Annotated in this window: 18 protein-coding genes; 10 read left to right on the plus strand and 8 right to left on the minus strand. The window is 38.2% G+C overall.

What is annotated here, in order from left to right; all coding sequences use genetic code 11:
• Positions 1-50: 50 nt before the first annotated feature.
• A complete protein-coding gene (locus DN064_RS07060) occupies positions 51-506 on the minus strand; it encodes a nuclear transport factor 2 family protein (RefSeq protein WP_115461933.1) in 456 nt (151 codons plus the stop codon).
• Positions 507-613: 107 nt separating this feature from the next.
• Here DN064_RS07060 and panB point away from each other — a divergent pair, with 107 nt between their 5' ends.
• Both panB and DN064_RS07070 read left to right on the plus strand, forming a co-directional pair.
• The gene (gene panB / locus DN064_RS07065; RefSeq protein WP_115461934.1) at positions 614-1,432 is read left to right on the plus strand and encodes a 3-methyl-2-oxobutanoate hydroxymethyltransferase; all 819 of its coding nucleotides are present in this window, start codon (positions 614-616) and stop codon (positions 1,430-1,432) included.
• Positions 1,433-1,458: 26 nt separating this feature from the next.
• Complete coding sequence (locus DN064_RS07070; RefSeq protein ID WP_115461935.1) at positions 1,459-2,160, plus strand: RluA family pseudouridine synthase; 702 nt, start codon at positions 1,459-1,461, stop codon at positions 2,158-2,160.
• On the opposite strand, the gene DN064_RS07075 is transcribed toward DN064_RS07070, so the two are convergent.
• The 7 genes from DN064_RS07075 to DN064_RS07105 all read right to left on the minus strand — a co-directional run bounded on the left by DN064_RS07075 (position 2,149) and on the right by DN064_RS07105 (position 7,726).
• The gene (locus tag DN064_RS07075) at positions 2,149-2,943 is read right to left on the minus strand and encodes a sensor histidine kinase (RefSeq protein ID WP_232827423.1); all 795 of its coding nucleotides are present in this window, start codon (positions 2,941-2,943) and stop codon (positions 2,149-2,151) included. The genes DN064_RS07070 and DN064_RS07075 overlap by 12 nt on opposite strands.
• 42 nt (positions 2,944-2,985) lie before the next feature.
• On the minus strand, positions 2,986-3,354 hold the full coding sequence (locus DN064_RS07080; RefSeq protein ID WP_157962258.1) for a hypothetical protein: 369 nt from the start codon (positions 3,352-3,354) through the stop codon (positions 2,986-2,988).
• A gap of 356 nt (positions 3,355-3,710) precedes the next feature.
• Complete coding sequence (locus DN064_RS07085; RefSeq protein WP_115461938.1) at positions 3,711-4,106, minus strand: hypothetical protein; 396 nt, start codon at positions 4,104-4,106, stop codon at positions 3,711-3,713.
• A gap of 61 nt (positions 4,107-4,167) precedes the next feature.
• Positions 4,168-5,013, minus strand: coding sequence for a 5-oxoprolinase subunit C family protein (locus DN064_RS07090; RefSeq protein ID WP_115461939.1), 846 nt, complete (start codon positions 5,011-5,013; stop codon positions 4,168-4,170).
• Entirely contained in the window at positions 5,010-5,744 is a 735-nt protein-coding gene (pxpB, locus tag DN064_RS07095; protein ID WP_198659417.1) for a 5-oxoprolinase subunit PxpB, read from the minus strand. The genes DN064_RS07090 and pxpB overlap by 4 nt, the downstream gene beginning before the upstream one ends.
• Positions 5,737-6,465: a LamB/YcsF family protein gene (locus DN064_RS07100; protein WP_115461941.1), complete on the minus strand. Its 729-nt coding sequence runs from the start codon at positions 6,463-6,465 to the stop codon at positions 5,737-5,739. The genes pxpB and DN064_RS07100 overlap by 8 nt, the downstream gene beginning before the upstream one ends.
• 7 nt (positions 6,466-6,472) lie before the next feature.
• Positions 6,473-7,726: an Nramp family divalent metal transporter gene (locus DN064_RS07105; RefSeq protein ID WP_232827425.1), complete on the minus strand. Its 1,254-nt coding sequence runs from the start codon at positions 7,724-7,726 to the stop codon at positions 6,473-6,475.
• A gap of 75 nt (positions 7,727-7,801) precedes the next feature.
• Here DN064_RS07105 and DN064_RS07110 point away from each other — a divergent pair, with 75 nt between their 5' ends.
• The 8 genes from DN064_RS07110 to DN064_RS07145 all read left to right on the plus strand — a co-directional run bounded on the left by DN064_RS07110 (position 7,802) and on the right by DN064_RS07145 (position 16,630).
• Positions 7,802-8,476, plus strand: coding sequence for a hypothetical protein (locus tag DN064_RS07110; protein WP_115461943.1), 675 nt, complete (start codon positions 7,802-7,804; stop codon positions 8,474-8,476).
• Positions 8,477-8,509: 33 nt separating this feature from the next.
• Entirely contained in the window at positions 8,510-9,139 is a 630-nt protein-coding gene (locus tag DN064_RS07115) for an acyloxyacyl hydrolase (RefSeq protein ID WP_115461944.1), read from the plus strand.
• Between the two features lie 111 nt (positions 9,140-9,250).
• Positions 9,251-10,804 carry an arylsulfatase gene (locus tag DN064_RS07120; protein ID WP_115461945.1) on the plus strand — a complete coding sequence of 518 codons (1,554 nt, stop codon included), beginning with the start codon at positions 9,251-9,253 and terminating at the stop codon, positions 10,802-10,804.
• A gap of 81 nt (positions 10,805-10,885) precedes the next feature.
• Positions 10,886-11,857 (plus strand): AAA family ATPase, encoded by a 972-nt coding sequence (locus tag DN064_RS07125; RefSeq protein WP_198659418.1) that lies wholly within the window; start codon positions 10,886-10,888, stop codon positions 11,855-11,857.
• A gap of 11 nt (positions 11,858-11,868) precedes the next feature.
• The gene (locus tag DN064_RS07130) at positions 11,869-12,906 is read left to right on the plus strand and encodes an HAD family hydrolase (RefSeq protein WP_115461946.1); all 1,038 of its coding nucleotides are present in this window, start codon (positions 11,869-11,871) and stop codon (positions 12,904-12,906) included.
• Complete coding sequence (locus DN064_RS07135; RefSeq protein ID WP_115461947.1) at positions 12,907-13,869, plus strand: DUF58 domain-containing protein; 963 nt, start codon at positions 12,907-12,909, stop codon at positions 13,867-13,869.
• Between the two features lie 6 nt (positions 13,870-13,875).
• Positions 13,876-14,916 (plus strand): VWA domain-containing protein, encoded by a 1,041-nt coding sequence (locus DN064_RS07140; protein WP_115461948.1) that lies wholly within the window; start codon positions 13,876-13,878, stop codon positions 14,914-14,916.
• Entirely contained in the window at positions 14,903-16,630 is a 1,728-nt protein-coding gene (locus tag DN064_RS07145; RefSeq protein WP_115461949.1) for a VWA domain-containing protein, read from the plus strand. The genes DN064_RS07140 and DN064_RS07145 overlap by 14 nt, the downstream gene beginning before the upstream one ends.
• The last annotated feature ends 31 nt before the right edge of the window (positions 16,631-16,661 follow it).

Genomic DNA, 16,661 nt, shown 5'->3' on the forward strand with positions numbered 1-16,661 from the left:
TCTTTTTTATAGATCAGGGAAATATAAAAGTCTGTTTCCTTGATTTATGACTAACAACCCTCTCGTCGTCTTGTATCCACTAAATAAATGATCTTCCAGCCATCTGATTCTTTTATCAGTTGGAATGAATTGACTCCGCAATGGCTAAAATTGCCATTATACCAAAACTCGTAGGGAGTCCAGGCATTTGCCATATTGCCATCCACCTTAATTGTAAAGTCGAGTAGTTTTTCTTCAAAGGTATTTTCTTTTGGAATACTTCCTATCGAGCCGACAAATTGGTGGTAATCATTTTCATTAAGAACAGTAAGTCCTTCCTTGTTCGTACCAATAGATTGCATTTTAATATTGCCTTTGGCCATAGCCTTTAAAGCAACAGTGTCTTGTTTATGAAAGGCCTCAAAAAAAGCTTCAATGGTGGCCTTTACATTCGCCTCCTCAGAAGATTGTGCATTAACTGTCATTGTAAGTGTGATCAAAAAAATAAAAATGAGTGATTTTTTCATGAAAGTAAGATTTGTCACAATTTAGCAAGAACAGGCCTTTTGAGTCTATAAAACTGTAAAATTTAACTATTCTCACTATTTTTACAACAGCTAACTAAACAAACCATATGTCTATCGCAAAAAAAGAATATAAGCGGATCACTGTAAAAACATTGGTGGATATGAAGGCCAAGGGTGAAAAGATATCCATGCTTACTGCCTATGACTATACCATGGCCAAAATCGTTGATGGTGCCGGTGTTGACGTTATCCTTGTTGGGGACTCTGCATCTAATGTCATGGCTGGTCATGAAACAACCTTGCCTATTACACTTGATCAAATGATTTACCACGCTTCTTCTGTTGTTCGCGCTATTGATAGAGCTCTTGTTGTGGTTGACTTACCATTTGGAACCTATCAGAGCGATCCTAAAGAAGCTTTGCGTTCTGCTATTAGAATTATGAAAGAAAGTGGTGGACATGCTGTTAAATTAGAAGGTGGTAAGGAAATTAAGGATTCCATTAAACGCATCTTAAACGCTGGTATTCCTGTTATGGGTCATTTAGGTTTAACTCCTCAGTCCATTTATAAGTTTGGCACCTACACTGTAAGAGCTAAAGAGGAAGAAGAGGCGCAACGTCTCAAAGACGATGCCATTATGCTGGAAAAAGGGGGTTGCTTTGCTATTGTTTTGGAAAAAATCCCAGCAGCATTGGCAAAGGAGGTAGCAGACAGTGTCAGCATTCCTATAATTGGAATTGGCGCCGGTGATGGCGTGGATGGCCAGGTCCTTGTTTTGCACGATATGCTCGGTATGACACATGAATTCAACCCACGGTTTCTTCGCCGTTACATGAATTTATTTGAAGATATGACTACCGCTATTGGGCAATATGTCAAGGATGTTAAGTCTGAGGATTTTCCTAATTCCACAGAGCAGTATTAAGCATTCATAACTTAAACTAACATCTTGTGACTAAAATACGTTCAACTCACAAGAATCTTCAGGTGATTTACGAGGACAACCACGTGATTGTGGTGAATAAACGTGCAGGTGATATTGTACAAGGCGATAAAACTGGTGACACACCTCTAAGTGAGATTGTTAAACAGTATCTTAAAACTAAATACAATAAACCGGGAAATGTTTTTTTAGGTGTGGTACATCGCTTGGATCGCCCTACAACCGGTATCGTGCTTTTTGCCAAAACGAGTAAAGCCTTACCAAGGCTTAATAAAATGTTTGCTGAAAAGAAGACTCAAAAAACCTATTGGGCTTTGGTAAAAAATCCACCACCAAAAAACCAAGATCGCTTAACCCATTGGCTCAAGAAAAATCCAAAAAACAATAGATCCACAGCTTATCATAAGGAGACAACTGGAAGTAAAAAGGCTATTTTAAATTATAAGGTTCTTAAAACTCTGGACTCCTACTCCCTCTTAGAAATTGACCTCGAGACCGGAAGACATCATCAAATTCGATCGCAATTGGCGGCCATCGGTAGTCCTATCAAAGGAGATTTAAAATACGGTTTCCCAAGAAGCAATCCTGACGCTAGTATCTCGCTTCATGCGCGGCAATTAGAGCTCGAACATCCCGTAAAAAAGGAATCCATAAAGTTTGTAGCAGATGTTCCAAACGATCCCTTATGGCAAGCAAGTTTAGACGTTTAAAAAGGGGTATTGAAGTTTTAGCGATGTACCCTTATGTAATTGAGAAGAAAATTGAAAATCGGTATTAATCAAAGCTGCCCGCTTTTCCATATTAATAAGTCCTGAACCTTTTTTGATATTATTCAATTCAAAACCAATACCATTGTCACTCAGTTCAATATCTAAATGAGATGGGGAATAATTAAGTACTAAGTTGAGTTCACTAGCCTCGCTGTACTTCAAGGCGTTTGAAATAAACTCCTGAATAATTCTAAAAAGCATCAAACGATCCTGATTTTTATTGAGATGGCGATGCGCCCCATTTTGTTTAAATGTGATTTCTAGTGTCCCTAACTTATTAATTCGATTGATCTCGTTTTGAATGATTTCGAAAAAGGTGGAGTTAAGAATAACATCGCTATTAAGAGATTTGGATAGCGCCCTTACTTCAGCTAAGGATGTCTTTAGAGAATCTGATGCATTATCCAGTTTTTGTTTGGTTTCTTCTTCGGCCGATGACTTAGCGAGATTCAAGTGCATTGAGGCTAAGGCTAGTAATTGCCCCACATTATCATGCAGCTCACGCCCAACTTGCTTAAAGGTTTCATCCTGTATTTCCTGTTGTGTTTTAATGAGCTCCTCGTCAAAACGTTTTTGCTGTTCCATTTTTTCCAGGAGTAGCTTACTCTTGCGTTTTTGGAAAACTAGAAAAATAGTGATTATCAAACCCGACACCACAAACAAAACTCCAATCATGTAAACAAGTAAGTTTCGTTCAGCATTTGAACTTGCCTTCTGAATCAAAAAAGTTACCAATGTGATCATTCTAAATACAAAGTACTACCATTAGTGATTTTGAGGTTTACAAAAGAGGAGCGCTATAGAAAAACTTATATACATGAAGATATTACTAAAAAATAGAATTAAGGGACGCAGACGCCGATAACCGGGATCTCTAGGATGGTAATATTCTTCAAAAAAGACAATTGGGGTCACCACCAACCACCAGATAAATAAGGCTCCCAGAACAATTAAACTAAACGACCCTTTGAATTCTAAAATCCGATCGTTTGACAAAACATCAACTATATATAATACAACACTAAATAAAACAATAGCACATGCTATTAATATTAGACCTACAATAAAGCCATTAAAAAACAGATCTAATTTTGTTGAAATTAAAACGAATGCAATTATTGGAAAGCCAATCATTGTATACTTGATAATAGTTTTGAACTGTTGATTTTTTAACAATCTGTATATATAGTTAAGCACAAGCAGCACCCCAAAAACATTCCATGTGAGAGCATACCACCAGTAATTTTTTCTAAATTTTGATTCTAATATATGAGCCTTAATAGGTTCAAGAAAATCAAACTCTAATAAGTATGTCGGATAACTAGCAACCACTTCTATTAGTAAAACAAACCACAAATAGTATATAAAAAACCGGGTGTTGAAATTCCGATGGTTTCGAAAGACCAATAATCCAATAAGGGAGCATAAAATTATGACTCCCTTTGTAAGAATAGTATAGTTCTTAAGTATAAAATCTGTCAATTTATAAACTATTGTGGATAATTGGCACCTGGAGGATCACCTGGATCGCTGAAATTTAATCCATCAGCGCCTTGTATGTCTGGGTGATCATCACCATTTCCATCTTTACCCAAGCTATTTTCCGAGGTTGGAATTAAAAAAACAGTTGAATAGCCGCCTTTATCATTTTCGGTTTTATAGGCACCATTGTAAATTCTAATCCCACTAAGCTCCACCTTAAACTTATTTTTAGCTTGAGCCTTGGCATGGGTAATGTAGGCCTCTAATTCTTCAATTGAAAACCAATTGGAACGGTTATCATCTCGTTTTGTTATATCACGCGATACTAAATTATAACGCTGTGAGTAATTAGTATCAAGCTCTTTGGCTTGATCTGGGGTAATTAACCCTTTAATTTTTGACATGCTTTTTGTAAATTTTGGTTAATAAAAGTCTAAAGTAACCATATTTTTCTACTTATCTTTCTTACAAATTAAGCGCTAATCTGAAATGTTTACCGGGTTGAATTTGACACAATTTATTCAATTCCTCTTTTGGGATATAAAGTACTCTTGGATAGCCACCAGTAGATTGTCCATCGCGCATTAAACAGATAAATCTCCCTTCTGGTGTCCATTGAATCATGCCCGGAATTATGGGGGCGGTTACTATTGTGTGATCATGAGGCCATAAAGGATGTTCTAGTATATAGGCCATGCGATTACTTTGATGGTCTATACTAAATTCTATTTTAGAAAGGTTGGCTTGCAACCCTTTTGGCAATGATTTAAATTCAGGTCCAGCTTGAACTTCTATTCTATTTAAGGTGTCAGAAAAATTCGTGATTCGCAGTCTTGAATTTGATGAACTTGATAATGGCAGTAGTTCAGTTTGAATTACATCACCAGCCTTTAATTTTGCAGTCTTTGTTATGCTGGAATATTGACTTTGACTCCCCAATACCTGCTCTGTTAAAACCCTAGCCTGAATGCCCAAATAGCTCCACACTCCTTCTTCTATCTTTGTTATCACTAGTTCATCCCCTTCACTGACTGCAATCATTTGGTTGATGGACAATTTATTTCCATTCAGATAAGCCTCAACCTGAGCTCCACATAAAGCTAACTGATAATCTTGATGAAACTTTAAATGCAGTCCTGTAAAAGCAGCCTCAATTAAAGCTGAACCTGATTCCTTACCAACAAGCTTATTAGCCAACTCAGCAGAAAAGGCATCCATAAACCCGGATACTGGCACTCCCAGGTGTCTAAAACCAAACCTACCATTATCTTGAATGGAACTGTAAATACCAGGATTTATTACTTCTATCACGCAACAACCTCCTTCCTAATCTGATAATCCTCAATATTTGAAGCTATCCTTTTGAATTCATCAATCGTAATGGACTCAAAATGAATAACATCTCCAATCGCGGCAAATACAGGTGGATCTTTATCAATATCAAACAACGAAATTGGTGTCTTTCCAATCAAATGCCACCCCCCAGGGCTCTCAGAGGGGTAAATCCCCGTCTGAGCTCCACCAATAGCAACCGACCCTTTTGGAACTCTGGATATAGGTCTTGGCTTGCGAGCTAAATGCAGACGTTCATCCAAGCCACTCAAATAACAGAATCCAGGAAGAAAGCCAAAAAAATGAATGGAGTAATCAACCGATGTATGTAATCGGACAAAGTCCCACAGGCTTAATTGTTTTCCATGACAAAAATCTTCTAGATCAGGTGCATAGTCGGGATGATAGCAAACTGGAATAATCCATTTGGTCACTGACCCTTTTTCATGTTGCTTGGTATTTGATATAAGTACTTCTAATTCCTTTAATAGTTGATGGATGCCTTCTGATGACTTAAATACAATCAGAATTTTGGTATAACTAGGAATGATGTCCAATATCTGATCACGATAGGCTATTGACAGTTCATGGTAGACACCTTGAAGCTCTTGGAATGTAACCGAGGAAATGTCACACGGCCAGGATAATTCAATGGCTTGTTCACCTACAATAGAAATATCAATAGAACGGGAATGCTTCGATTTATCCAATTTCAATTCCTTTAGAATTTAAATCTTCAGATAATTGTCTTATTAAAAACTCCGCATTAGGGCTATCGCTATGCATGCATATGGTTTTAGCTTTAATGGCTATCCAGTTATGATTGATACTCTTAACGCGATTGTTAGTGATGATTTCCAATATATGATCTAAAATCTGATTTGATTCCAAAATCAAAGCCTGATCATTTACTCTTGACACTAAAGTTAGATCGTCATTGTAGTTTCTATCAGCGAAGGCTTCCAAAACAACCCTTAAATCATAATGTTTTGCTACTTGTGAGAGCACAGATTTATAAGGAGCATATATAGGAACATTTAATTCCTCTTTAACCACTTCTGCAAAGAGTGAGGCCGTAGAAATATCTTTGGCCGCTAAATTATACAAAGCACCATGAGCTTTAACATGATTTATGGGACAATCGTTATCTGCAGCAACCTTAGCAAAATCCAATAGCTGCTTTCGAAGAGACGATTTTAAGTCGGTAGGGTTAATATCGATGACTTTTCGACCAAAATTAGATTTATCAGGAAAAGACGGATGCGCTCCTATTTTTACATTATGTGAATTGGCTAGCCTTATAACGCTAGCTATAGATTCATAAGTTCCCGCATGTCCGCCGCAGGCAATATTACAGGAAGATATATATGGAAATAATTGAGCTTCATTATTCATTCCTTCACCCACATCCATGTTTAAGTCGATTACCATTGTAATATTAAAATAGATTTATAAGAATTCTATAACTTAAGGCGAGAGTGATAAGAAATACAAGTAGACCAACTATGTTTTGAAATACTGTATTCGTAAACTTCCCCAGAATTAGCTTTTTATTCATAACCCAAATCAAAATAAGTGCTATTATCGGAAGAAAAACTCCATTAGCCACTTGGGCAAATGTTATTAGTACTATTGGTTTTAGATTAAATGTAGCCACTACGGTTCCAAATATCAAAACCACTTTCCATACCATTTTGTATAGTTTATCCCCTGAGGTTTCAGATTGCCCAAACAAACCAGACACTACAAAAGCCGCTGCCAAAGGTGCGGTAATAGCACTAGTCAAGCCCGCTGCAAACAACCCCATTCCCATCAAATGTTTAGCAGTAACACCAAAAATTGGCTCTAAAGCCATGGCTAAATCAGAACCCGATTTCACAGTATCAAGATTAACACTTGCCGCTGCTACAACAACAGCCATGGAAACGAATCCACCCAAAATAACAGCCAAAAAGGTATCAAATCGCGCGTCTCCTAACCCATCGATAGAATTCCATTTTTTGATAACTAGTGCCGAATGAAGGAACAAGTTATAGGGAACAACCGTTGTTCCAATAAGACCAACCACAACTAAAACAGCATTGCTTGGAAGTTCAAACTGGAATAGGCCAGAGAGTATTCCACTTAATTCCGGTTTCGTAACCACCGCTGCCGAAACAAATGCAATACTCATCAGTATTACCAGAATTAATAATAGGTTTTGTATCAATTTAAAGGATTCAAAAGAGAGAAGAATAAAGGCACTCAGGCCAACGATTAACGATGCAAGGTCTAGCCTAAACCCAAGAACAACTGCGTTTAAATCATTGAAAAATACCTTAAGTCCTAAAGATCCACCAGAAACATTGCCCGCTTCATAGGCTGTATTCCCAATGAGAATGGCAGAAAGTACAAGAATAATAATGATCCATTTAAGAACAGGAGTTGTTTTTAATTCTGAAATGATCTGGGCCAAATCTTTTCTACTTACCAAGCCAAGGCGGGCAGCCATTTCTTGTAAGGAGATGGTAGCTATAATTGATAACAAAAGTGCCCATAACAAGCCATATCCAAATCCAACCCCAGCAGAACTGCATAAGGTGATGGTACCAGGACCAATAAATGCAGCAGCAACTAAAGGTCCCGGTCCTATTTTATTAAGCCATTTTTTTATATACATCGATTCAAATGATGCTAAAATTAAACGTTTCAATTAAATTCTAAGAGAATTGATGGTCTTGCAATAGAAATTTTTATCTTTCGGCGTAACCTTCAATAATAATATTATATGAATCGATATTTAAAACCTCTAGCCCTAATATGCTTTTTAACTTTAGTCAGTTGTGGAAGCGGCATAAAAGTATTGGATGCCTGGCGTTCACCTGACGCTGCTGGTGCTAGTTCTGGACATTGGTTAATTGTAGCAAGAACTCTTGATGAAACTGCTAGAATTGCTTTTGAAAGAGAAATTGCAGATGCCTTAATAGCTAGGGGTGCCAATGCTACACCGAGTTATAGCAAGTTTCCGCCCTTTGACCCGGACGCTGAAATGACAGAAGAACGAAGAAATATGATTCTTCAAATATTAGATGACGAAGGCTTTGATAACATTGTGGTAACCTCCCTAAAAGATGAAAGAGAGCGCACCACCACAAGAGGTGGTTATTATTACAATGACCCATGGAACATGTATTATCCGGGTTATTATGGCGGATTTAATAGTTATTATTACCATCCCTATCCCTATTATGGTGTGACCATTCCAATAGTTGGAGGTCAACCAACAACCTACACTACAAAAACCTATTATTTAGAAACTGTAGCCTTTGATCTTAAGGCCGAGGACAACAATCAACTTCTCGCTGTGGTTACTACCTCGGTAGAAAATCCAAAAGATGCTTATAAAACAGCCAATAAGTATACAGAGGAGATTTTAAAAGCTTTAGACAAAGAGAAAAAATAAAAATATCTTTAATCAAAAACACCGATAAAAACTATGAAAAAATTTATATTAAGTGCTTGTTTAGCAGCTACTTGCTTCTTTTATTCTCAAGCTCAAGTTGAGATTACTGCCTCCTATGGATATCAGTTTGGAACGAAGTTAAATTACTTTGGTGGGTATGTAAAAGCCCAGGGAAGTGGCCAGTTTGGTATCTCAGCAGGCATGGAATTTTCACCAGGTATGATTGCCAAATTATCATATGTAAGTATGGGCACTGAATTGAGAGGTAGAGATATTGAATTCACCAATAATATCGAACAAGTTATTTCAGACTTACAGAACGATTGGTTTTTTCTTGGAGTACAACGTTATTTCCAGGATGGCCCAGTAAAACCTTTTGCTGGAGCGGGACTTGGTCTGGTAGTTGTATCTCCAAAAAATATCAATAGACAAGAATTCCCTAATTTAAATCTTGGTAGCGGTACTTATTTTGCATTTAATTTTGAGGCTGGAGTTAATTTTATGTTTACCGATAATATTGGTTTAAATGTACAAGGCAACCTTTACTTACCCATTAACTATGGAGGCTTTGTAGTCGGTACCGGTGGTTTTGGTATCAGCACAGGTTCGACCCAAATTGTTGGCGGCTTTAGTGGTGGTCTGGTCTTTAGAATAGACGGTTAAACATTTGACACTAAACAAATAAAGCTCTTTTTGAAAGGGCTTTTTTTATGAATTATTAGTAACTTCATTGGCTCATCTATTAATTAATCTTAATCACAAACACTAACTTCTATGAAACAAAAAATCATTTTAACCTTAATGCTAACCTGCTTTTTGTCTAGTTATGGACAGAAACAACCAAACATTCTGGTCATCTGGGGAGATGACATCGGGCAATCCAATATCAGTGCCTATACCAAGGGCATGATGGGATACCAAACCCCAAATATTGATCGTATTGCTAATGAAGGGATAATTTTCACAGATTATTATGGAGAACAGTCTTGTACCGCAGGACGATCGTCCTACATTATGGGGCAAAGTGTCTTTAGAACAGGCTTATCTAAAGTTGGCCTTCCTGGCGCTAAAGAGGGAATGCAGGTCGAGGATATCACCATTGCAACCGTTCTTAAAGATCAGGGCTATGTTACCGGGCAATTTGGTAAAAACCACTTGGGTGATCGTGATGAAATGCTTCCAACCAACCATGGTTTCGACGTATTCTTTGGAAATCTTTACCACCTAAACGCTGAGGAAGAACCAGAGAATGAAGATTACCCAGGAGATATGGTAATGCCCAATGGTAAAACGTTTAGAGAAAATTACGGCCCTCGTGGTGTCATAAAATCGGCCGCTGACGGCAGTATCCAGGATACAGGACCATTGACTAAAAAGCGTATGGAAACTGTGGATGACGAAACTTCTGAAGCAGCAATTGCCTTTATAAGAGAACAGCACAAAACTGGTAAACCTTGGTTTGTTTGGTGGAATGGCACACGAATGCACTTTAGAACACACGTTAAAGAGGAACTCAGAGGCATTTCAGGGCAGGACGAGTATTCTGATGGAATGGTAGAACATGATATGCATATTGGTAAGTTCTTAGACCTTTTAGATGAATTAGGTATTGCAGATAATACCATTGTGCATTATTCTACAGATAATGGCCCTCATATGAACACATGGCCAGACGCTGCCATGACTCCGTTTAGGGGTGAAAAAAACACTAACTGGGAAGGTGGTTGGAGAGTACCTTCTATGGTACGTTGGCCAGGCGTTATACAGCCGGGGTCCATAAGTAATGATGTTGTTCATCATATGGATTGGTTGCCAACCTTAGCTGCTGCAGCTGGCAAAACCGACATTAAGGAAGATCTTTTAGATGGGTATACCTCTAGTGCATTAGGTCGTTCTTACAAGTTGCACCTCGATGGCTATGACATCACTGAGCACCTTAAAGACCCGCAAAACAATCCATCTCCGAGAAAAGAAATTTTCTATTTTACAGATGATGGTGATCTCAGTGCGTTGCGCTACGCAGATTGGAAAATGATTTTTATGGAACAAAAGGTAGAGGGAACACTTGAAATTTGGGCTAACCCGTTCACACCATTAAGGGTTCCTCTAATTTTTAATTTACGAAGAGACCCATATGAAAGGGCACAGAAAACATCTAACACGTACTATGACTGGTTGATAGACCGTGTGTACCTATTAGTTCCAGCTCAACAATATGTAGGTAAGTTTTTAGAAACCTTCAAAGAGTATCCTCCACGTCAAAAAGCAGCTAGTTTCTCCTTAGATCAGGTTATGGCTAAATTGGCAGAAGGATCAGGGTCTAAATAGAAATAACACATTTAAGACTAAAAGGGATTACGTATGTAGTCCCTTTTTTAGTAATTTTCATAGACTATTAATCATCACTAAATGAATTCATACTTAGAACGAATTAAAGAACTAGAGACTCGGATGAATGCGTCGATTCTTGGTCAAGAAAATGTTGTAGAGCGTATACTCATTGTTCTATTGGCCAATGGTAATCTCTTACTTGAAGGCCTACCTGGACTAGCCAAGACAAGAGCCATTAGAAGTTTATCTCAAAATTTAGATGCCGGTCTCAGTAGAATCCAGTTTACCCCGGATTTATTACCATCAGATATTACTGGTACGGAGGTTTACCAGCCCGAGGCTAAAGAGTCTTTTATTTTTCAAAAGGGGCCTATCTTTAATAACCTTATTCTGGCAGACGAAATCAATAGAGCGCCAGCAAAGGTACAATCTGCCTTGTTAGAAGCTATGGAAGAGCGTCAAGTAACCGTTGCTGGAAATAGTCATAAGCTCGATCCTCTTTTTATGGTCATGGCTACACAAAACCCTATTGAACAAGAAGGAACCTATCCCCTACCAGAAGCACAAATGGATCGTTTTCTTATGCATGTCATTGTTAACTATCCAGATAAACAATCAGAAATAGAAGTATTGAACCTTGTGAGATCTGAAGAACGTTCAAAAGGGGGTGAAACTAAAGCAATAGAATCGATACCTCAAGACGTGATTTTTAATGCAAGGAAAGAAATTCTAGATATTAATGTTTCGGAAGCTATTCAAAACTACATCGTTGATTTGGTAAATGCCACAAGGTATCCAGAAAAATATTCCGAAAACCTGGCACTATGGATCGACTATGGTGCGAGTCCAAGAGCCTCCATCGCTCTTGATAAATGTGCAAGGGTCAATGCCTGGTTAAATGAGCGGGATTTTGTTTCACCTGAAGATGTTAGGGCTGTTGTTCATGATATTTTGAGACATCGAATCAGTAGTAGCTACGAAGCTAATGCTGAAGGAATTTCTAAAACCACAATTATTGACGAACTGCTAAAACAGGTGGCAGTTGCATAAATCTTATTATTATGAAATCACACAATATCATTTTAATCATTTTTATTGCAGTATTTGGTACTGCATGTGATAAAGTAAAAACAAGCACATCCAATGGACCGGTTACAATTTCCGTAGATAGTGAAGATCCTTTACCCTCCTGGAATGACGGGGCCACAAAGTCAGCCATTGTAGATTATATAAAATTGGTAACAACCGATGGAATTGACTCATTTATACCAATTGAAGATCGGATTGCCACCTTTGATAACGATGGTAATTTATGGGCAGAACAGCCAGCCTATTTTCAATTATTCTTCGCCTTAGATCAAATAAAAGCTCAAGCAGATGACCATCCAGAATGGCAAGAACAGGAACCTTTTAAATCTGTTCTCAATGATGATATGGATGGTGTCATGAAGTCGGGCATGCATGGTCTAATGGAGATTATTATGAACAGTCATGCCGGTACTACGAGTCAGGAATATAGATCTGCTGTGAGTCAATGGCTATCAACGGCAAAACACCCTAGATTTGGTGTTGGCTACAATGAATTAATCTACCAACCTATGTTAGAACTTCTTGATTTTCTGAGAGCGAACCAATTCAAGGTATTCATAGTTTCAGGCGGTGGTATAGATTTTATGAGAGTTTGGGCCACCGAAGCTTATGGAATCCCATCAGACCAAATAATAGGTAGTAGTATTAAGGCTGAATTCTCTTATTCCGATGAAAAGGCTGAGATCATTAAAATTCCAGAATTAAATTTTATTGATGATAAAGAAGGTAAACCGGTAGGTATTTATCAGCACATTGGCAAAATACCTGTGTTTGCTTCAGGCAATTCCGACGGAGATCTTCAAATGCTACAATACTGCGACTCTAATTCTTATCCCAGTTTTCAATTATACCTGCAGCATACTGATGCGGAACGTGAATGGGCCTATGATAGAGATTCGCACATAGGGAAATTGGACAAAGGATTGGACGAGGCTAGAGCTAAAGGATGGACGGTTATCGATATGAAGAATGATTGGAAGACAATTTTCCCATTTCAATTGGAGCAATAAATGCCAAAAGAACCATTAAAGCCTGATTTGGACACCAAGCGTAAAGGACCGAGAACAGTGTATGCAACACTGCAGGATCTGGTTAAGCTACAATTAGATGCCAAAGGGTTTAGCTTTCTACCAAAATTTGCCGTGCAAAGCATTCTTTCTGGTAAACATCGTTCCAAATTACGCGGGCGTGGTTTGGATTTTGACGAGGTTAGAAAGTACATTCCCGGTGATGACATACGCAATATTGATTGGAAGGTAACCGCGCGTGTTGGTGTAACACATACCAAAGAATATACTGAAGAACGCGAACGACCTGTGTTTATCCTTACGGACCAATCTAGAAGTATGTTTTTTGGATCCAGTTTATATTTCAAATCGGTTATGGCAACCCATCTCACAGCACTCTCCTGTTGGAGAACAATTAATGTAAGTGATCGTGTTGGAGGTATTGTCTTTAATGACCAAACTGATAGTTACATAAAGCCACAACGAAATCGAAAAACTGTACAACAGTTCTTAAGCCAAATTTCGGATTACAATCATAGGCTATCTTTAACCAAAGAGACCCCTGCCGATCAAAACCCATTGCTTAAAGCCTTGACCAAAGCTAATCAACTGATTACGCATGATCATCTGGTGGTTGTCCTTTCAGACTTACAGAAGGTAGACAACGAGACCATAAAGCAGCTTATTAAGATTAAGAAAAACAATGATTTAATCTTTGTAAACATTTCTGATCCTCTCGAGACGCATATGGATTTCCAGCAGATAGTTATTTCAGATGGACACTATCGAATAAATGTATCTGGAAGGTCTAAGCTCATCAATTCGTATAAATCAAAACAGAAGGAAATGATGGTAGAGCATAAAAACACATTCAACAAATATGGGATTCCTCTTTTACAAATAACTACTGAAGAAGAAGCTATTACACAATTAAGGAGCCACCTTAGTCATCTACAAAAAAACTAATTAGAAATGGAAGAATTGAAAGCTATATTAGATTCTGGTGATTTCCAGTTCGAGTATCCATGGATTTGGTGGCTAGCGATTCTTCCAGTTTTTGTAATGTTTCTACCATCCAGAAAAACCAAACCTGAGGCTTTGGTAACCCCATCTTTTAAAGTTATTTCAGAATTACATAGTTCCAAGCTGTCAACAGGTGTTAAAGTTGCAAAGCGGCATATTATAGCTTGGTTGTTAGCTATACTTGTTTGGATGTGCCTTATTTGTGCGGCAGCCTCCCCACAAATTGTTGGCGAACCAGAGAAACAGATTAAAACAGCTCGAAATTTTTTATTGAATATTGATCTGTCGCTAAGCATGGAGACCAAAGACTGGGTCAATAACCAAAATCAAAAGGTTTCGAGATGGGAAGCTGTTAAAGAGGTTATGGAGGAGTTTATAAGTGAACGTGAAGGAGATCGTATGGGGCTTATTCTTTTTGGGTCACAAGCTTATTTACAAACCCCATTCACAGATGATCTTACGGTTGTACAAGCCTTGCTAAATGAATCAGAAGTTGGTATGGCAGGAGCAAAAACTGCCATTGGAAATGCTGTTGGTAAGGCCGTAGAACTTTTTGAACGCGATAGCATTCAAAAAAAGGTGATGGTCTTGTTAACAGATGGAGAGGATAGCGGAAGCGAGTTAAAGCCGATTCAAGCGGCTAGATTGGCTGCAGTAGACAGTATTACCATATACACTATAGGAATTGGTACTAAAGGGAACAATCAAACCTATGAGCTTGACGACTATACCTTAAAAGAAATGGCCAGGGTAGCAAATGGTCAATATTTTGAAGCGAGTGATAGAGCTCAGTTGGAACAGGTATATAGCACACTGGAAGCTTTGGAACCAATAGAATATGAAAACAACGATTTTATTCCAAAGAAACAACTATTTCATTATCCTTTGATATTTGCCTTACTCATAACACTTATCTATCATTTTTTAAGGGGAGGCATGTCTTTTTTCAAAAATTTCATAGCTAAAATTCAAACCGGTGGAACAACTTAGTTGGCAAGAGCAAATAAGTAATATATGGGAGAACCTCTGGTTTTTAAGACCTGAATGGCTCTACACCTTTATACCAATTGGTCTGATTCTGGTTTTTGTTATCGTGTTGCAACAGCAAAAATCTAAATGGAAAAATAACATACACCCTAAACTACTTCCCTACTTAATCTTACCTGGAAATGAAAAATATGCCTTGATTCCTAAAATCAGTCTTATCCTATTTTTAAGCATAGGAGCGCTGGGATTAGCAGGGCCAACCTGGGAAAAAATAGAACGCCCTGGAGAAAAAACAGAAGCAGTTCTTTTAGTTCTTTTAGACATGTCCAATTCAATGCTTGCAGAAGATATTCAGCCCAACCGTTTAGAACGATCTAAATTAAAGCTTGAGGACTTTTTTAATGCAAAACCAAAATCTAAAATTGGTTTGGTTGCCTTCGCAGGTTCGGCTCATAGTGTTGTACCCTTCAGTAAAGATTATAAAACTATTAATCGTCAATTAGAGGCTCTCCAGCCAGAAATCATGCCCATACAGGGAAGTAATCTCAATGCGGCTCTTGACTTAGCAGATTCGCTATTGCAACCAATCGTTGCCCCTAGTACAATTCTCATTGTTACAGATAACATCCCATCCTCACTAATATCACGGGTAGCTCAATCAGCCGTTTCCTCTCATATCGAGGTTATGGCTATTAGCACACCAGGTGGTGGCGTGATCCCTTACAGAAATAGAACACTAAGAGATACTGAAGGACGAGAGGTAGTTACGCAATTAGATATTGCAACCTTAGATCAATTGAGCGAAATTGAAAATGTCAATAGCATTACAGTAACGCTTGACAATAGTGATGTGGAAATCTTGGCAGCCAGAACCAGACAGAACCTTGAGTTCGAAATTGATAAGGAGAACCCTGAAGATCAATGGAGAGACTTTGGATACTTTTTGGTGTTTCCTTTGCTATTTTTTAGTCTTCTTTCATTTCGGCGGGGATGGAAAGTGCAGTGGCTATGGCTCATTCTATTATCCTATTCCTGCAGTCAAAACAAATATTTGGGCTTAAGTGAATTATTCTTTACTCAAGATCAGAAAGCAGAACGATACCTAAAGAAAGGTGACAGTATAATAGCTGCGGAGACCTTTAAATCCAGTGATCAAAAAGGGTTTCTTTACTACCAGATGGGTGATTTGGAGAAGGCTGCTCAGGCTTACAGTGACGATGTGTCTGCCGAAGGGTTCTACAATTTAGGGGTTGTATACTATAAGATGGGAGACTATGTAGCCGCACAACAGGCTTTTAACTCTGCTCTAGAAATTGATCCTAATATGCAAATTGCAAGTGAGAATCTAGACAAGACAGCCACAGCGATCGAAATCCTTAATGCCAATGCCGAGTTGGGTACTGAAAAAGCTAAAGATCCTCTCCGAGACCCTGAGGAATTTCAAGAATACACAGATTCACCTGATGAGAAGGATAGTGCTCAAAAGAGTGATAAAACCTACGAAGGCAAAGGAGACATAACAGAGATGGGATCCAAGGAAGTTGACGAAAACACTATTGACGTATTTGAATTTGATGAAAACGCGGTTATCGATAAAGAGGCGGCTAAGCAAACCTTGTTAAGACAAGTAACAGAGGATCCGTCTATTTTTTTAAGACGAAAATTTGCGTATCAAGTTCGAGGGAAAAACCTAAAAAAACCAAAGCAGAATTGGTAGCAACTAGATTATTAAGCTGGATACTATTTGT

This window comes from Winogradskyella aurantiaca (assembly GCF_003362725.1).
GTDB classification, from domain to species: Bacteria; Bacteroidota; Bacteroidia; order Flavobacteriales; family Flavobacteriaceae; genus Winogradskyella_A; species Winogradskyella_A aurantiaca.